The organism is Pseudomonas sp. MOIL14HWK12:I2, from assembly GCF_000510745.1.
GTDB classification, from domain to species: domain Bacteria; phylum Pseudomonadota; class Gammaproteobacteria; order Pseudomonadales; family Pseudomonadaceae; genus Chryseomonas; species Chryseomonas oryzihabitans.
On sequence record NZ_AZOA01000003.1, the window covers coordinates 554,678 to 571,056 of the forward strand.

The window sequence follows — 16,379 nt, forward strand, 5'->3', positions numbered from 1 at the left end:
TAACGCCGAAAGCCCTGCGCAGGCAGGGCTTCGGTTGCTGCAGGCGACCTCAGAAGCTGTAGGTCGCGGTCAGGATGGCGGAACGGGCATCGCCGTATTCGATGGCCGACGACCGGGTGCTTACGCCCAGTTGCGAACGCACCCGCTCCACATAGTCCTTGTCGAAGACGTTGTTGACGTTGAGCTGCAGGTCGACGTTGCGATTGACGCGATAGCCGACCATGGCGTTGTGCAGCCAGTAGTCGTCGAGCTTGGCGCCGTCGTTGCTGGAGGTGACGTTGCGCTCGCTGACGTAGCGGGCGCCATAGCCCACCCGCCAGCCGGCCGGCAGCTCATAGGTGGTCCAGAGATTGAGCGAACGCGGCGGAGTGTTGGCCAGCGCCTGGCCTTCACGATTGCGGCCGTCCAGGGTGTCGGCGGCCTTGAGCGTCTCGCTGTCGAGGAAGGTGAAGTTGGCGTAGACGTTCCACTGCGGAGTGATCCGTCCGGTGGCGCCCAGCTCGATGCCCTGCACGCGCTGCTTGCCGGCCAGGGCGGTGCTGCCGTCGGCCAGGGTTTCCCGCGCATTGCTCTTCTCAACGCGGAACAGCGCGCCGTCCAGCTCCAGGCGCTTGTCGAGGAATTCCCACTTGGTGCCCAGCTCCCAGGTCTTGTTCTTTTCCGGACCCAGATCCTGGTTGGCGGCGCTCAGCCCGGCGCCGGTGGAGGTCAGGCTTTCCGCCGAGGGATTGAAGGAGGTGCCATAGGCCACGTAGACCCGGCCGTTCGGAGCCGGCTTGAACACCAGGCCGGCGCGCCCGCTCAACTTGGCGTCATCGGAACTCAGCTTGGTCTTGGCGCCGCGCACGCCGTTGGCGACCGGGGTGGTGTCGCTGTCGCCATCGAACCAGTCGTAGCGCAGGCCCAGGTTCAGATCCCAGTAGTCGTTGAGGGCAATGGTGTCGAAGGCATAGAGCGCCTTGTCGGTCAGCACGTTGTTGGCGATGGCCGAGGTCTGCTTGTCGGTCGCGCCGTCATAGCGCTCCGGCGGCGCAGCCAGGGAATAGCCGGCGGCCGGGAAGGTCAGGCCATAGCTGTAGGTGTCGCGGTCGTAGTCCTCGCGGGAGAACTCGGCGCCCAGCACGAAGGAATGACCCAGGCCGAAGGTATCGACATTGCCGGTCAGGTTGGTCTGGTTGATCCACATCTCCGAGGTCACGTCGCGGCCATAGCCCTGGGGACCGGCCGGGCGATAGCGACCCGCGGCCACGCCACCCAGGTTGACGTGGGACGCCGAGATCACCACGTCGCGCTCGATGCGGCTATAGCGGGTCAGGTTCTGCAGACTCAGGTTGTCGTTGAAGCGGTGCTCCAGCTCCACGGTGAAGACATTGTTGTTGATGTCTTCCTTGTCGATGTTCTTGAAGCCGAAATAGGCATCGCGATCCACCCCGCCCAGGCGCTTGCCGTTGAGCGCCGGCACCCCGTAGTCGGGCTGGTTGTTGTCGGTCTGGTGGAAGTAGCTCAGGGTCAGGCGGGTATCGTCCGACAGGCCCAGGGCCAGCGACGGCGCGATGCCCCAGCGCTCGCGATCGATCTGGTCGCGGCCGGGCACGTCGTTCTCGTGAGCCATCAGATTCAGGCGGAAGGCGCTATCGGTACCCACGCCCTGCAACGGCTGGTTGGTGTCCAGGGTCAGGCGGCGATAGCTGTCGGTGCCCAGGCCCGCGCCGATGCGGGTGAACTGGCGCTCCTGGGGCTTCTTGCTGATCAGGTTGATAGAGCCACCGGTGGTGCCGGCGCCGCCGAACACCGAGTTGGGGCCCTTGATGACCTCGACCGACTCCAGGTTGAAGGTGTCGGTGCGGTTGGTCTGGGTGCTGTCGCGCAGGCCATCGATCTGGATGTTCGAGTTGGCGCTGAAGCCGCGGATATTGATGCTGTCGCCGGAGCCACCACCGCCCTCGCCGGCGTTGAAGGTGATGCCGGACACGTTGGACAGCACCGATCTCAGACTCAGGGCCTGCTGGTCCTGGATGACCTGCGCCGGCACCACGGTGACGGTCTGGGGGGTGTCCAGCAGGGGCGCGGTGTACTTGCGCGAGGCGGACTGCTCGGCCTTGAAGCCTTCCTGCTGCGCCTGACCTTCGATGGTCAGACTTTCCAATCGGGTCACCGGCTCCTTGGCGTCCTGGGCCTGAGCCCCGAGGGAAAGCGAAGCGACGGCGACACTGAAGGTAGAAACCAGCAAACGGCGCTGGGACAGCGAGGACATTTCCTTGGACATGATGGCGGGCCGCCTCCTTATGTGAATGCGGCGCGATTCTATTTGCAAACGATTATCAAATCCATAGCGAATGTAAATTATTCTTAACAATCCGGAAAACCGCCTGACACAGGGCTTTTCCACAGGCATGAAAAAGCCCGCGTCCCTGATGGGACGCGGGCTCGACTACCGCGGGAAGACCTTAGAGGTAGAAGGCCTTCAGCGGCGGGAAGCCGTTGAATTCCACCGCGCTGTAGCTGGTGGTGTAGGCACCGGTGGACAGCCAGTACAGGCGGTCACCGCTGGCCAGGTTCAGCGGCAGACCGTACTTGTAGTGCTCGTACATGATGTCGGCGCTGTCGCAGGTCGGCCCGGCGATGACGACTTCTTCCATCTCGCCCTTCTTCTCGGTCCAGATCGGGAACTTGATGGATTCGTCCATGGTTTCGATCAGGCCGGAGAACTTGCCCACGTCGGTGTAGACCCAGCGCTCCACGGCGGTACGCGACTTGCGCGCCACCAGCACCACTTCGCTGACCAGGATGCCGGCGTTGGAGATCAGCGAGCGGCCCGGCTCGAGGATGATTTCCGGCAGCTCGTCGCCGAAGTCTTCCTTGAGGAAGCGGATGATCTCCTCGGCATAGGTCTCCAGGCTGTTGGTGCGCTGGATGTAGTTGGCCGGGAAGCCACCGCCCATGTTGATCATTTTCAGGGTGATGCCGTCTTCTTCCTTGAGGCGCTCGAAGATCACCTTGACCTTGGCGATGGCGGCGTCCCAGACGTCGATGTCGCGCTGCTGGCTGCCAACATGGAAGGAGATGCCATAGGGCTCCAGGCCCAGCTGGCGGGCCAGGATCAGCAGATCCAGGGCCATGTCGGGCTGGCAGCCGAACTTGCGCGACAGCGGCCAGTCGGCGGAGTTGGAGCCTTCGGTGAGGATCCGCACATAGATGCGCGAGCCCGGGGCGGCCTTGGCGATGTTGCGCAGGTCGGCCTCGGAGTCGGTGGCGAACATGCGCACGCCCTTCTCGTAGAAGTAGCGGATGTCCTTGGACTTCTTGATGGTGTTGCCGTAGCTGATACGCTCCGGCTCGACACCGGTGGACAACACCTTGTCCAGCTCGTAGATGGAGGCGATGTCGAAGTTCGAGCCCTTGTCGCGCAGCAACTCGGTGATCTCGATGGCCGGGTTGGCCTTGACCGCGTAGTAGATCTTGGCGAACGGGAAGTTGCCAACGAGATCGTCATAGGCCCGGCCGATGGTGGCGGTGTCGATGACGACGAAGGGGGTTTCATGCTGGTCGGCGAAGGCCTTCATCTTCTGGAAGGTTTCGCGAGAATAGTAATCTTCGACCTTGATGGACATGCGTCGGACTCCCGATGGGCAGAACAAATTGAAGGAGGGGGTGTTCTGAACGCCTAATCCGTTTCCCCACTTTGGTTCGCCTACTTCCCAAGGCACATCGCCGAAAGCAAAAAGGTCAACGCGTACTGGCGTTGACCTCGCTGTCTCGTCGTCGGTACTTGAGCCGTATGGATCGTTTCCAGCATGGACGTTCGGGCGCGAACTTTAGGGCCAGACGCCTCAGAGATCAATGTTAAATCCATGATCTTTACCGAACGGTGACGCGCACGGACTCACCCCTCTCCTGCAACCGACCGGAGCGGGCGCCGAGATGTTCCTGGGGGGCGATGACAGGAGGTTTCCACGCGGGGAATCAAGAGGCCGAACAGTGCCATCGTCGGGCTTTGACGGTGGCGCTGGGCGATCACGGCCATGGGCCGCTCCTACAGGCACGAAAGCAACCGTAGCATCGGCCGCATCGGCCGCATCGGCGGACCGCCATGATCGCGATCAGTCTCTTGCCACCGTAGCGTGGAAAACGGCGCAGCCTTTTCCACTGAGACTTTCGATGCTGAGGCGTGCCCTCACCCCAACCCTCTCCCAGAGGGAGAGGGGGCCATCAGCGCGACTCTGGACCAATCGAGCTGGGGCTCATCGCCTTACCATAAGTCTGGTTGAGCGCAGCGAAGCCCAACAATCCCAACCCCAACCCTTACCGGAACGGCGGCTCGTCGAAGCTACGCAGCTTACGCGAGTGAAGGGAGTCGAGCTGGGTGCGCAACTGGTCCAGGGCGGCAATGCCGATCGCCAGGTGCTGGCTCACCGCGCGGGCATAGAAGGCGTTGGCCGAGCCCGGCAGCTTGATCTCGCTGTGCAGGGGCTTGTCGGAGACGCACAGCAGGGTGCCGTAGGGCACCCGCAGGCGATAACCCTGGGCGGCGATGGTGCCGCTTTCCATGTCCACCGCCACGGCGCGCGCCAGGTTGATCAGCGGGCGTTCCTGGGCCCAGCGCAACTCCCAGTTGCGGTCGTCGTAGGTCAGCACGGTGCCGGTGCGCAGGCGGCGCTTGAGCGCCTCGCCGCGTTCGCCGGTGACGCTGGCGGCGGCTTCCTGCAGTGCCACCTGCACCTCGGCCAGGGCGGGGATGGGGATGTGCGGGGGCACCACGCGGTCGAGGATGCCGTCGCGTCTCATGTAGGCGTGGGCCAGCACATAGTCGCCGATGGTCTGCGACTGCCGCAGGCCGCCGCAGTGGCCGATCATCAGCCAGCAGTGCGGACGCAGCACCGCCAGGTGATCGGTGATGTTCTTGGCGTTGGACGGGCCGACGCCGATGTTGACCAGGGTGACGCCATGGCCGTCGCCGGCGATCAGGTGGTAGGCCGGCATCTGGAAGCGGTGCCAGGCGATGGCGGCGATGACCGCCTGGGCCTCGGTCGGGTCCATGTCGCGTTCGATGATGACGTTGCCCGGCAGCACCAGGCGCTCGAAGCGCGGATCGCTGCGCAGCTGTTCAAGGCCGTGCTGGATGAACTGGTCGACGTAGCGATGGTAGTTGGTCAGCAGGATCCAGGGCTGCACGTGGCGCCAGTCGCTGCCGGTGTAGTGGACGATGCGACGCAGCGAGAAGTCGGTACGGGCGGCGTCGAACAGCGCCAATGGCAGCGGATCGATGCGCTCCCAGTCGTAGTGGCCGTCGGCGATGTCGTCGTGGGCGGCGGAGAGATCGGTGCTGGGAAAGACCCGCGCCAGCTCGGCGGCGGTCACGCCACTGCCGGCCAGTTCGTCGCCCTGCTCCACCACATAGGGATAGGGGATGTCCTGGCGACTGCGACCGATCTCGACCTGGACGTCATAGTCGCGCATCAGCGGTTCGAGCTGTTCCAGCAGATAGCCGCGAAAGGCCGCCGGATGGGTCACGGTGGCCACATAGGTGCCGGGCAGCTGGATCTTGGCGTAGGCGCGGGTGGTGGCCGGCGGCACGCCGGGGGCGCGATAGCGGATGCGGATCTCGGGATAGCGGAACAACTCGCGTTCGGCCGCGCTGGGCTCGACGCGATCCTTGAGATAGCGCTTGAGGGCGGCATCCAGGGCCTGGGTGGCCTCCTGATGCAGCGCCGCGAGACGGTCCACCGCCTCGCTGGCGGTGGCAACGACGGTGAAATCCTCGGGTACGGAGGTCATGCAAGTTTCCTTGTTGGGGCACTGCTATAGCTGACACCCTAACACCCCTGCATGACAACGGCTTCCCCCGCTAAAGCGTCTTTTCCCCCTGAGCGTGCTGCTCCCACAGGCGCCGATAGTGGCCGTCGGGACGCTGCAACAAGGCCTCGTGACTGCCCTCCTCCACCTTGCGCCCATCGCGCAGCACCAGGATGCGATCGGCATGGCGGATGGTGGAGAGCCGGTGCGCCACCACGATCAGGGTGACCTGACCGCGCAACTCGTCCAGCGCCCCCTGCAGCCGTGCCTCGGTGGCGCTGTCGATGCTGGCGGTGGCCTCGTCGAGCAAGAGCACCTTGGGTTCGCGCAAGAGCGCCCGCGCCAACGCCAGCAGCTGCCGCTCGCCGGTGGACAGGGTGAAGCCGCGCTCGCCCAGCAGGGTATCCAGGCCCTCCGGCAGACGCGCCACCAGGTCGTCCAGGTGGGCGGCGGCCAGGGCTTCGCGCAGTCGCGCGTCCGGCACCTGACTGCCGAGCAGCAGGTTGTCCCTCAGGCTGCTGGAGCGGATGAAGGGTTCCTGGGGCACGCTGGCCAGGGCCGCGCCCAGCACCTCCGGGGTCAGGCTGCCCAGTTCGCGACCGTCCAGGCAGAGGTGGCCGCCGGTGACCGGCTGCAGCCCGGCGAGCAGGTCGAGCAGGGTCGACTTGCCGCTGCCGGTGGGCCCGACGATGCCAAGAAAGGTGCCCGGGGGGATGTCCAGGTCGATGCCGTGCAGGGTGTCGTGCCCGGCGCCGGCATGGCGGAAGCGCACGGCGTCGAGGTGGAAGTGCGCGGTCGCGATGGGCCGGTCGTCTTCGCCGCTCAGCGCCGGCTTCTCTTCCAGCAGGTGCAGCAGGCGGGTACCGGCCACCGTGGCCTGCTGGAACAGGTTGAATCTCTGGGTGATGTCCATCAGCGGCTCGGTCACCCGCCCCAGGTAGGTGACGAAGGCATAGAGCACGCCGATCTCGGCGCCGCCCTGCAGATGGCCCATCCCGTAGACCAGCAGCAGCACCGCCAGCACCGCCACGCTGACCAGGTCCAGGGCCGAACGCAGCAGGAGCCCGGAGACGCGGATGGTGCGCATGCGGGCGCCGTACTGCGCCTGGTTGAGCCGCTGGAAATCCTGGCGGAAGCGCTCGGTCTGGTTGAAGGCCTGCAACAGGCCCATACCGCCGATGGCTTCGCCCAGGCGGGCGCTCTGCTCGGCGCGCAGCATCCGCACCTCCATGGCCGCCGCCCCGCTGTATCGCTGATAGGCCCAGACGATCAGCATGGCCGCCGGGATCAGCAGCACGGCGATGGCCATCAGCCGTACGTCGAGCAGGGCCATGGCCACCAGGATGCCGATCAGCAGCACGATGTTGCCGACCATGTTGCCGAGAAAGGCCACATAGAGTTCACGCAGGGCGTCGGTGTCGTTGGTGACCCGCGCCACCAGTTCGCCGGTGGCGGTGCGGTCATGGAAGCTCTGCGGCAGGCTCAGCACGTGGCGGAACAGCCGGCGCCGCTGCAGGAGCACCACGTCCATGGCGATCTCGGCGAATCTCAGCGATTGCAGGTAGCGACCGTAGGCGGCCAGGCCCTGGGAGACCACATAGGCCGCCACCAGGCCCACCAGCGGCCAGAGCCGCAGGTCGTGGGGCACCAGGTAGTTGTCCAGGTAGTGCTTGGTCAGCCAGGGCCCCAGCACATCGAACAGGGTCGCCGTGACCAGGATCGCCAGGGTGCCGGCCAGCTTGCGCGGATTGGCCAGTACCGGCTTGAGCAGTAGCGAGAGGACGCGGGTCTTGGTCATTGGCTGGCCTCCTCCGCCTGCTGCAGCGTCCAGAGTCGGGCATAGAGCCCGCCCGCGGCGAGCAACTCGGCGTGCCGGCCCCGCTCCACCAGGCTGCCCTGGTCGAGCACTATGATCTCGTCGGCCTGCTGCACGGCGGAGAGCCGGTGGCTGACGATCAGGGTGGTACGCCCCTGCAGCCCGGCCAGCGTCTTCAAGAGGCGGGCTTCGGTGGCGGTATCCACCGCCGAGAGGGTGTCGTCCAGCAGCAGGATGGGCGCCGGCGAGAGCAGCGCCCGGGCCAGGGCCACCCGCTGGCGCTGGCCACCGGAAAGGGTCAGGCCACGCTCGCCCACCGGGGTGTCCAGCCCTTGCGGCAAGGCCGCCAGGTCGGTGCCGAAGGCGGCGGCGTCCAGGGCTTCGCGGATCTCTCCGGCGGTCGCGTCGGGGCGACTGAGTGCGACGTTCTCGCCCAGGGTGCGGGCGAACAGGAAGGGATCCTGGGGCACATAGGCGAACTGGGCGCGCAGGTCGCCCAGTCGATACTCCTCGAGCGGCACCCCGCCCAGGCGGATGCAGCCCTGCTCCAGCGGAAACTGGCGCAAGAGCAGGCGCAGCAGGGTGCTCTTGCCGCTGCCGGTGGCACCGACGATGCCCAGGGTATCGCCGGCGGGCAGGTCGATGACCACGTCCTGCAAGGCCGGCTGACGCGCCTGGGGATAGGTGAATGCCGGGATGTAGACCGATAGATCGGCCTGGTCCGGTGGCGTCTGGGTGCCCTCGTCGCGGATGCGCTCGGTGACGGCGAACACCTCTTCCAGCCTACGTGCTCCAGCCTCACCGCGCTGCAAGAGGTTGAAGCACCAGCCGATGGCGAACATCGGCCAGATCAGCTGCACCAGATAGAGGCTGAAGCTGGTCAGCTGGCCGAGGGTGATATGGCCGTCGAGATAGCGCCAGCTGCCCATGACCAGGGTCAGCAGGGTGGCGAGGCTCAGGGCGACGAAGATGATCGGCTCGTAGCGCGCCTCGGTGCGCTGCACCTGGTAGTCGGCCTTGGCCACGCTGCGGGCGCGGGCGTCGAAGTCGTCCAGCTCGGCTTCGATCAGGGCGTGCTGGCGCAGCATGCGCAGACCGCTCAAGGCTTCCTGGGTGCGGTCGTTGAGGGCGGAAAAGCCGGCCAGCGCCAGGCCGAAGCGCTGCTGCACCCGCCGCGCCACGCGATAGAAGCCCCAGGCCATGAAGGGAAAGGGCAACAGCGCCAGGGCGGCCAGGGGCGCGTCGATGCCGATGAACATGGCCAGCAGCACCAGCAGCAGGGTCAGCATGCCGTCGAAACTGGCCAGCACCCCTTCGCCGGCGGCCGTCTCCACGGCGTCGATGTCCTGGGTGGCGCGGGCCAGCAGATCACCGGTGCGACTGGACTGGAAGAATCCGGGATCCAGCCGCGCCAGCTTGGCGAAGAAGGCGTCGCGCAATTCCACCCCGACCTGGTAGGAGGTGCCGAACAGCCGCACCCGCCACTGATAGCGGAGCACATAGAGGCCACAGCCGACCGCCACGATCAGGGCGACGCGCCAGAGCAGCCCGGTCTGATCCAGCTCGCCGGCGCGCAAGGCGTCGATGGCCTTGCCGATCCACCAGGGCAGGGTCAGGTTGAGCAGGCCGACGCCCAGCAGGCAGAGGATGGCAGTCCCGTAGGCACGCCGTTGGCGCAGGAAGAAATCACGCAACAACCGCCACAACGCCATAGAATCGCCTTACCTGAGCAAAGGTGCAGTATATCGGCTACCCAACCGGCAGCGGAGTTCCTTCGTCCCGATGCGGGTCCCATGTCAACGGGTGGCGCGGGGCGCGAGGTCGTTGTAGGGTGCCACTCCCTGCGGCGCCCGGCCGCTGCGCCCCTTTTTCCTTTGCTAGGCTGACGTCCATGACCCTCGAACCCCAACGTCCCGTCGTCCTCTGCCTGTCCGGCCACGATCCGAGTGGCGGCGCCGGCCTGCAGGCCGACATCGAAGCCCTGCTCGCCCAGGGTTGCCATGCCGCCCCGGCGGTCACTGCCCTGACCGTGCAGGACACCGTCGACGTGCGCGACTTCCGGGTGCTGGATCGCGAGTGGGTGCTGGCCCAGGCCCGGGCGATCATCGCCGACCTGCCGGTGGCGGCGGTCAAGCTGGGCATGCTCGGTTCGGTGGAGATGGTCGAGACGGTGCTGGAGATCATGGAATCCCTGCCCGGCGTACCCCTGGTCTGCGATCCGGTGCTGCGCGCCGGTGGCGGCGGCGCCCTGGGCAAGGACGAGGTCGGCTATGCCATCCGCGAACGGCTGCTGCCACGCGCCACCATCGCCACCCCCAACCTGCCCGAGGCACGCATCCTCGCCGAGTTGCCCGAGGGCACCCCGGAGCAGTGCGCCGAGCGCCTGCTGCCCTTCTGCGCCCACCTGCTGATCACCGGCGGCCATGGCGAGGAACACGAGGTGCACAACCGCCTTTATGACCGTGCCGGTGGCTGCGAGACCCACGTCTGCCAGCGCCTGCCCGGCAGCTACCACGGCTCCGGCTGCACCCTGGCCAGTACCCTGGCCGGGCGCCTGGCTCTGGGTGAAGCCCTGCCCAGCGCGGTGCGCAGCGCTCTGGACTACACCTGGCGCACCCTGAGGGACGCCGAGCGCCCCGGTCGCGGCCAGTACGTGCCGCGCCGCCTGCCACTGGACTTCTGCTCATGAGCCCGCTGCGCGGCCTCTATGCCATCACCGACAGCGCCCTGCTCGCCGAGGGTCGCCTGCTGCCCTATGTGGAGGCCGCCCTGCAAGGCGGCGCCCGGCTGGTGCAGTACCGCGACAAGTCCGGGGACGCCAGTCGCCGCCAGGACGAAGCCGCCGCCCTGGCCGAGCTCTGCCGCCAGCACGGTGCCCAGCTGATCATCAATGACGACCTCGCCCTGGCCCGCCGGCTGGGCGTGGGCCTGCACCTGGGCCAGGAAGACGGTTCCCTAGCCGCGGCCCGTGCCGACCTGGGGGCGGACGCTATTCTTGGCGGTACCTGCCACGCCAGCCTGGAACTGGCCGAGGCCGCGGCCCAGGCCGGCGTCAGCTACCTGGCCTTTGGCCGCTTCTTCGCCTCCAGTACCAAGCCGGATGCCCCGCCGGCGCCCCTGGAATTGCTCGACCAGGCCCGCAGCCGCTTCGCCTTGCCGGTCTGCGCCATCGGCGGTGTCACCCTGGACAACGCCCCGCTTCTGCTCGACCACGGCGTCGATCTGCTCGCCGTCGTCCACAGCCTGTTTTCCGCCGCCAGCGCGGGCGAAGTGGAGCGCCGCGCGCGCGCCTTCGCCCAGCTGTTCGCGGCCTGATCCCATTCAAGGAGACCCCTATGTCCCGCTCCGCGCAACTCTTCGACCAGGCTCAGCGCCACATCCCCGGCGGCGTCAACTCACCGGTCCGCGCCTTCAAGAGCGTTGGCGGCACGCCGCTGTTCTTCAAGCACGCCCAGGGCGCCTACATCGTCGACGAGGATGACAAGCGCTATGTCGACTACGTCGGTTCCTGGGGTCCGATGATTCTCGGCCACAGCCATCCGGACGTGCTCGACGCGGTGCGCCGCCAGCTGGAACACGGCCTCTCCTATGGCGCCCCGACCGCCCTGGAAACCACCATGGCCGACCTCATCTGCGAGCTCGTGCCGTCCATGGAAATGGTGCGCATGGTCAGCTCCGGCACCGAAGCCACCATGAGCGCCATCCGCCTGGCGCGCGGCTACACCGGGCGCGACACCATCATCAAGTTCGAGGGCTGCTACCACGGCCACTCCGACAGCCTGCTGGTCAAGGCCGGCTCCGGCGCCCTGACCCTGGGCGTGCCCAGCTCCCCCGGCGTGCCGGCGGCCTTCGCCCAGCACACCCTGACCCTGGCCTACAACGACCTGGGCGAGGTGGAAGAAACCCTGGCCAAGGTCGGCGACCAGATCGCCTGCATCATCGTCGAGCCGGTGGCCGGCAACATGAATTGCGTGCCGCCGGCGCCGGGCTTCCTGGAAGGACTGCGTAGCCTCTGCGACCAGTACGGCGTGGTGCTGATCTTCGATGAGGTCATGACCGGCTTCCGCGTCGCCCTGGGCGGCGCCCAGGCGCACTACGGCATCCGCCCCGACCTCACCACCTTCGGCAAGATCGTCGGCGGCGGCATGCCGGTGGGCTGCTTTGGCGGCAAGCGCGAGATCATGGAAAAGATCGCCCCGCTCGGCCCGGTCTACCAGGCCGGTACCCTGTCGGGCAATCCACTGGCCATGGCCGCCGGCCTCACCACCCTGCAGCTGATCCGCCGCCCCGGCTTCCATGCCGAGCTGACCGACTACACCACGCGCATGCTGCAGGGCCTGCAGGATCGCGCCGACGCCGCCGGCGTGCCCTTCGTCACCACTCAGGCGGGCGGCATGTTCGGTCTCTACTTCAGCGGCGCCGAAGACATCGTCACCTTCAGCGATGTCATGGCCAGCGACAGCGAGAGATTCAAGCGCTTCTTCCACCTGATGCTGGACGGTGGCGTCTACCTGGCACCCAGCGCCTTCGAGGCCGGCTTCACCTCCATCGCCCATGGCGACGAGGAATTGCGCATCACCCTGGACGCCGCCGAGCGTGCCTTCGCCACCTTCAAGGACTAGGTGTCATTCGTCTCGCTTGCGGAACCTCTCTGCCCTGCCGGCCTCACACCTAGTTGAGTGGCCGGCGTCACAGGTAAAAAAGTTCCGCCGTTGCGCGTAAAGGTTTTGAAAGCGTGCGTCGGCTTGACCCATAATGAGACGTCGGCGCGTTTCGCCGACCGGGTTCTCCGAACCTGCCTCGCTTGTGGAGGCGCTTCATGCACCGCGCTGGTCGTACCCTGTGCGCAGCCCTAATCCTGATGCCCCTGGTCGCCCTGGCCGGAGGCAATTCGCTGCTCGTCCCCAGCACCAGCCGTTGCAACCTGAATCTGGCCAACGAAGCCCTGGCGCAGGCGATCGCCCGTTGCCAGCAGATCGCCCATGACGGCGATTCCCAGGCGCAGTACGAACTCGGTGACTTCTACTACGAAGGCAAGCAGACGCCCAAGGATCTCAACCAGGCGCGTCAGTGGTTCGAGCAGGCCTCGCTCAAGGGCAATGCCGATGCGCAGAATCGCCTCGGCAACATGTTCTTTCGCGGCGAGGGCGTACCGCCCAACAATATCCAGGCCTACATCGTGCTGAAGATGGCCGCCATCAATGGCAACGACGAAGCCATGGACACCGCCGACCTGGTCAGCGCCCAGATGCGCCGGGACGAGCTGGAGATGGCCACCCAGGTGCTGGGGCAGATCTTCCGCGACTATCTGCAGGACATGCAGACCGCGGGCAACCTCAATCCCTTCCAGCCGCCGCAGAACTGACCGCGAGCCCGGTCAGGGCTTGTCGGGCATGGGCATGGGAAACGGCATGACATTGGTGCCGCCCTTGGCTTCGCTGATCTTGGGCTGGCCCAGGCGCTCCACCTCGTCGATGCGGATGATCGAGTGCATGGGCACGAAGCTGCGCACCACGCCTTCGAATTGCGCCTTGAGCTTTTCCTCGCTCGGATCCACCACCACCTGGGTGCGTTCGCCGAACACCAGTTCCTCGATCTCCAGGAAGCCCCAGAGATCGCTCTGAAAGATCTGCTTGGCGTAGATCTCGAAGACCTGACCCTGGTTGACGAAGATGACCTTGTAGATGGCCGGCTTGCTGGGGGATGAGCTCATGGTGGACGCGGGGTTCGCCGAGGAAAAAGGGGGCGGCGAGCATAGCATGTCGTCCCCGGCTGCCGTCAGGGCTCGCCCGGGGTTTCCAGCCAGGCCCGCTCGGCCACCAGGGCCGTCACCCAGTCGATGAAGACCCGCAACTTGGCGCTGACATGACGGTTGGGCGCGAAGGCCAGATACAGCGGCATGGGGGCCACCCGCCAGTCCTCGAACAGCCTGACCAGTTCGCCGCGGGCGACAGACTCCGCCGCCAGATAATGCGGCAGGCAGACCACACCGAGCCCGGCCTGCCCCGCGGCCAGGCAGGCATTGCCGTCGTCCACCTCCAGACGGTGCCGGCTCTGCAATTCCAGGCGCTCGTCCCCGCGCCGCAGGGCATAGGGAAAGCCCTTGCCCGTCCCCCAGAGGAACCGCACCAACCGGTGCGGCGCCTCGGCCAATTCGGCGGGATGAAGCGGCACACCCTGGACGGCGAGATAGGCCGGCGCGGCATAGCACCCCAGTTGCAGCGCCCCGAGCGGTCGGGCCACCAGATACTGCTCGCGGATGCGCCCGCCGCGGATCACGCAATCGACGTTGTCGCCGATCAGATCCACCTGACGATCGCTGACGCCCAGTTCGAGCTGGATGTCCGGATAGCGCTGGAAGAAGTCCGGCAAGGCCGGGATCAGGATCAGCCGCGCCAGCGGACTGGGCACGTCCACCCGCAGGCGGCCACGGGGCGTGCGGGTGGCCACCGACAGCCCCGTCTCGGCATCGTCCACCGCTGCCAGCACGCCCAGGCAGCGGTCGTAGTAGGCGGCGCCGTCGGCGGTGACCTGCACCTGCCGGGTGGTGCGATTGAGCAGGCGCACCTGCAGGTGCGCTTCCAGCTGCTGCACCTGCTGGGTGACGCGGGTGCGGCTGCTGCCGAGGGTCTCGGCCGCCCGGGTGAAGCTGCCGGCTTCCACCACCCGCACGAAGGTCTGCATCGCGGCGAACAGATCCATGCCGATTCCTCACCAGGAGATTGTTTGGATTGTACAAACAATGCTGACCGCCGGGCCGGGTTTATCCCCTGGCGGGCGACGCCTAAGGTGGCTCCATCGATCCCCACCGGAGCCCCACCATGACCCGCGACGTCGTCTTTCCCGCCCAGCGCCACGCCCTCTACGAACAGCACCGCTATTCGCCGGCCATCCGTTCCAACGGCTTTCTCTTTGTCTCCGGGCAGGTCGGCAGCCGCGCCGATGGCTCGCCCGAGCCGGAGCTGGAAGATCAGGTCCGCCTGGCCTTCGCCAATCTCGACGCCGTCCTCACCGCGGCAGGCGCCTCCTTCGCCGACGTGGTGGACGTCACCCTGTTCATGGTCGATGCCGAAGCCAGCTTCGAACGCATCTGGCCGGTTCTGCTGGAGCACTGGGGCACGGCGCCCTACCCCACGGTGACCGCGGTCGGCGCCACCTGGCTGGCCGGCTTTCGCTTCGAGATCAAGGTCATCGCCCGGTTGCCGGAGGGCGCTGCCCAGGCCTAGACCGACCGCCTTCCGGGCGGCTCTTCCCCGTCCGGAAGGCCATCATTATAATGCGCGGTCCACTCGCCACCGACTCCCTGCCGCGCATGTCCAAGAAGCTCTATATCGAAACCCATGGCTGCCAGATGAACGAATACGATTCGTCGCGCATGGTCGACCTGCTCGGCGAACGGGAGCCGCTGGAAGTCACCCAGAATCCGGCCGAGGCCGATGTCATCCTGCTCAACACCTGCTCGATCCGCGAGAAGGCGCAGGAAAAGGTGTTTTCCCAGCTCGGTCGCTGGCGCGAACTCAAGCTGGAGAATCCCGACCTGGTGATCGGCGTCGGCGGTTGCGTGGCCAGCCAGGAAGGCGCCGCTATCCGTGATCGCGCGCCCTATGTCGACGTGGTCTTCGGCCCCCAGACCCTGCATCGCCTGCCGGAAATGATCGACGCCGCGCGCACCACCCGGACGCCCCAGGTGGACATCTCCTTCCCCGAGATCGAGAAGTTCGACCGCCTGCCCGAGCCGCGCATCGACGGCCCCAGCGCCTTCGTCTCCATCATGGAAGGCTGCAGCAAGTACTGCACCTTCTGCGTGGTCCCCTATACCCGCGGTGAAGAGGTCAGCCGGCCGCTGGACGACGTCCTCGCCGAGATCATCCATCTCGCCGAACACGGCGTGCGCGAGGTGACCCTGCTGGGCCAGAACGTCAACGGCTATCGCGGCGCCACCGGCGACGGCCGCATCGCCGACTTCGCCGAACTGCTCTATGTGGTGGCGGCGGTGGACGGCATCGACCGCATCCGCTACACCACCTCGCACCCGCTGGAATTCTCCGACGCCCTGATCCAGGCCCACGCCGAGATCCCGGAACTGGTGAAATTCGTCCACCTGCCGGTGCAGGCCGGTTCGGATCGCATCCTGGCGGCCATGAAGCGCAACCACACGGCGCTGGAGTACAAGTCGCGCATCCGCAAGCTCAAGGCGGCGGTGCCCGACATCTGCATCAGCTCGGACTTCATCGTCGGCTTCCCCGGCGAGACCGAGAAGGACTTCGAGCAGACCATGAAGCTGATCGAGGACGTCGGTTTCGACTTCTCCTTCTCCTTCATCTACAGCGCTCGCCCCGGCACCCCGGCGGCGGACCTGGTCGACGACACCCCCGACGAACTCAAGAAGCAGCGCCTGCAGATCCTGCAGACGCGCATCCACCAGCAGGGCTTCGAGATTAGCCGGCGCATGGCCGGCAGCGTCCAGACCATCCTGGTGAGCGACTTCTCCAAGCGCGATCCCGGCATGCTGCAGGGCCGCACCGAGAACAACCGCATCGTCAACTTCCGCTGCAGCGACGCCAGCCTGATCGGCCAGTTCGTCCAGGTGCACATCGACGAGGCCCTGCCGCACTCCCTGCGCGGCACCCTGCTGGCCCCCGTCGCCAGCGGTGCGCGCCCGCCCGTCGCCGTCGCGCTGGCCTGATGGATGGTCGCACGCGCCCTTTGCCAAGGGCGCGACGCAGGTTACTCTCAAGCTACGTCAAGTTTTCGTAAAGCCAATCCAAAG

Annotated in this window: 13 protein-coding genes; 6 read left to right on the top strand and 7 right to left on the bottom strand. The window is 66.6% G+C overall.

The window, feature by feature from the left end; all coding sequences use genetic code 11:
- Positions 1 to 49: 49 nt before the first annotated feature.
- From PSK12I2_RS0102580 to PSK12I2_RS0102600, 5 genes are all read right to left on the bottom strand, one after another.
- Positions 50 to 2,266, bottom strand: a complete 2,217-nt coding sequence (locus PSK12I2_RS0102580) for a TonB-dependent siderophore receptor (RefSeq protein ID WP_027597178.1) — start codon at positions 2,264 to 2,266, stop codon at positions 50 to 52.
- 181 nt (positions 2,267 to 2,447) lie between these two features.
- Positions 2,448 to 3,611, bottom strand: coding sequence for a type III PLP-dependent enzyme (locus PSK12I2_RS0102585; RefSeq protein WP_027597179.1), 1,164 nt, complete (start codon positions 3,609 to 3,611; stop codon positions 2,448 to 2,450).
- Between the two features lie 691 nt (positions 3,612 to 4,302).
- The gene (gene amn, locus PSK12I2_RS0102590; protein WP_027597180.1) at positions 4,303 to 5,775 is read right to left on the bottom strand and encodes an AMP nucleosidase; all 1,473 of its coding nucleotides are present in this window, start codon (positions 5,773 to 5,775) and stop codon (positions 4,303 to 4,305) included.
- Between the two features lie 70 nt (positions 5,776 to 5,845).
- On the bottom strand, positions 5,846 to 7,591 hold the full coding sequence (locus PSK12I2_RS0102595) for an ABC transporter ATP-binding protein (protein ID WP_027597181.1): 1,746 nt from the start codon (positions 7,589 to 7,591) through the stop codon (positions 5,846 to 5,848).
- Complete coding sequence (locus PSK12I2_RS0102600) at positions 7,588 to 9,321, bottom strand: ABC transporter ATP-binding protein (RefSeq protein WP_027597182.1); 1,734 nt, start codon at positions 9,319 to 9,321, stop codon at positions 7,588 to 7,590. The genes PSK12I2_RS0102595 and PSK12I2_RS0102600 overlap by 4 nt, the downstream gene beginning before the upstream one ends.
- Before the next feature lie 179 nt (positions 9,322 to 9,500).
- Between PSK12I2_RS0102600 and PSK12I2_RS0102605 the strand changes: the two genes are divergently transcribed.
- The 4 genes from PSK12I2_RS0102605 (at position 9,501) to PSK12I2_RS0102620 (ending at position 12,974) form a co-directional block, all read left to right on the top strand.
- Positions 9,501 to 10,298, top strand: coding sequence for a hydroxymethylpyrimidine/phosphomethylpyrimidine kinase (locus PSK12I2_RS0102605; protein ID WP_007159640.1), 798 nt, complete (start codon positions 9,501 to 9,503; stop codon positions 10,296 to 10,298).
- Complete coding sequence (thiE, locus tag PSK12I2_RS0102610; protein WP_027597183.1) at positions 10,295 to 10,924, top strand: thiamine phosphate synthase; 630 nt, start codon at positions 10,295 to 10,297, stop codon at positions 10,922 to 10,924. Before PSK12I2_RS0102605 ends, thiE begins: the two co-directional genes overlap by 4 nt.
- Positions 10,925 to 10,944: 20 nt before the next feature.
- Positions 10,945 to 12,231 (top strand): glutamate-1-semialdehyde 2,1-aminomutase, encoded by a 1,287-nt coding sequence (gene hemL, locus PSK12I2_RS0102615; protein ID WP_027597184.1) that lies wholly within the window; start codon positions 10,945 to 10,947, stop codon positions 12,229 to 12,231.
- Between the two features lie 197 nt (positions 12,232 to 12,428).
- Entirely contained in the window at positions 12,429 to 12,974 is a 546-nt protein-coding gene (locus PSK12I2_RS0102620) for a tetratricopeptide repeat protein (RefSeq protein ID WP_027597185.1), read from the top strand.
- Between the two features lie 12 nt (positions 12,975 to 12,986).
- On the opposite strand, the gene PSK12I2_RS0102625 is transcribed toward PSK12I2_RS0102620, so the two are convergent.
- Together PSK12I2_RS0102625 and PSK12I2_RS0102630 are read right to left on the bottom strand one after the other, a co-directional pair.
- A complete protein-coding gene (locus PSK12I2_RS0102625) occupies positions 12,987 to 13,322 on the bottom strand; it encodes a DUF1820 family protein (protein WP_007159644.1) in 336 nt (111 codons plus the stop codon).
- Between the two features lie 65 nt (positions 13,323 to 13,387).
- The gene (locus tag PSK12I2_RS0102630; RefSeq protein WP_027597186.1) at positions 13,388 to 14,311 is read right to left on the bottom strand and encodes a LysR family transcriptional regulator; all 924 of its coding nucleotides are present in this window, start codon (positions 14,309 to 14,311) and stop codon (positions 13,388 to 13,390) included.
- 119 nt (positions 14,312 to 14,430) lie between these two features.
- Here PSK12I2_RS0102630 and PSK12I2_RS0102635 point away from each other — a divergent pair, with 119 nt between their 5' ends.
- Together PSK12I2_RS0102635 and miaB are read left to right on the top strand one after the other, a co-directional pair.
- Positions 14,431 to 14,835, top strand: a complete 405-nt coding sequence (locus tag PSK12I2_RS0102635) for a RidA family protein (protein WP_027597187.1) — start codon at positions 14,431 to 14,433, stop codon at positions 14,833 to 14,835.
- Between the two features lie 86 nt (positions 14,836 to 14,921).
- On the top strand, positions 14,922 to 16,295 hold the full coding sequence (gene miaB / locus PSK12I2_RS23565; protein ID WP_156930117.1) for a tRNA (N6-isopentenyl adenosine(37)-C2)-methylthiotransferase MiaB: 1,374 nt from the start codon (positions 14,922 to 14,924) through the stop codon (positions 16,293 to 16,295).
- Positions 16,296 to 16,379: the final 84 nt, after the last annotated feature.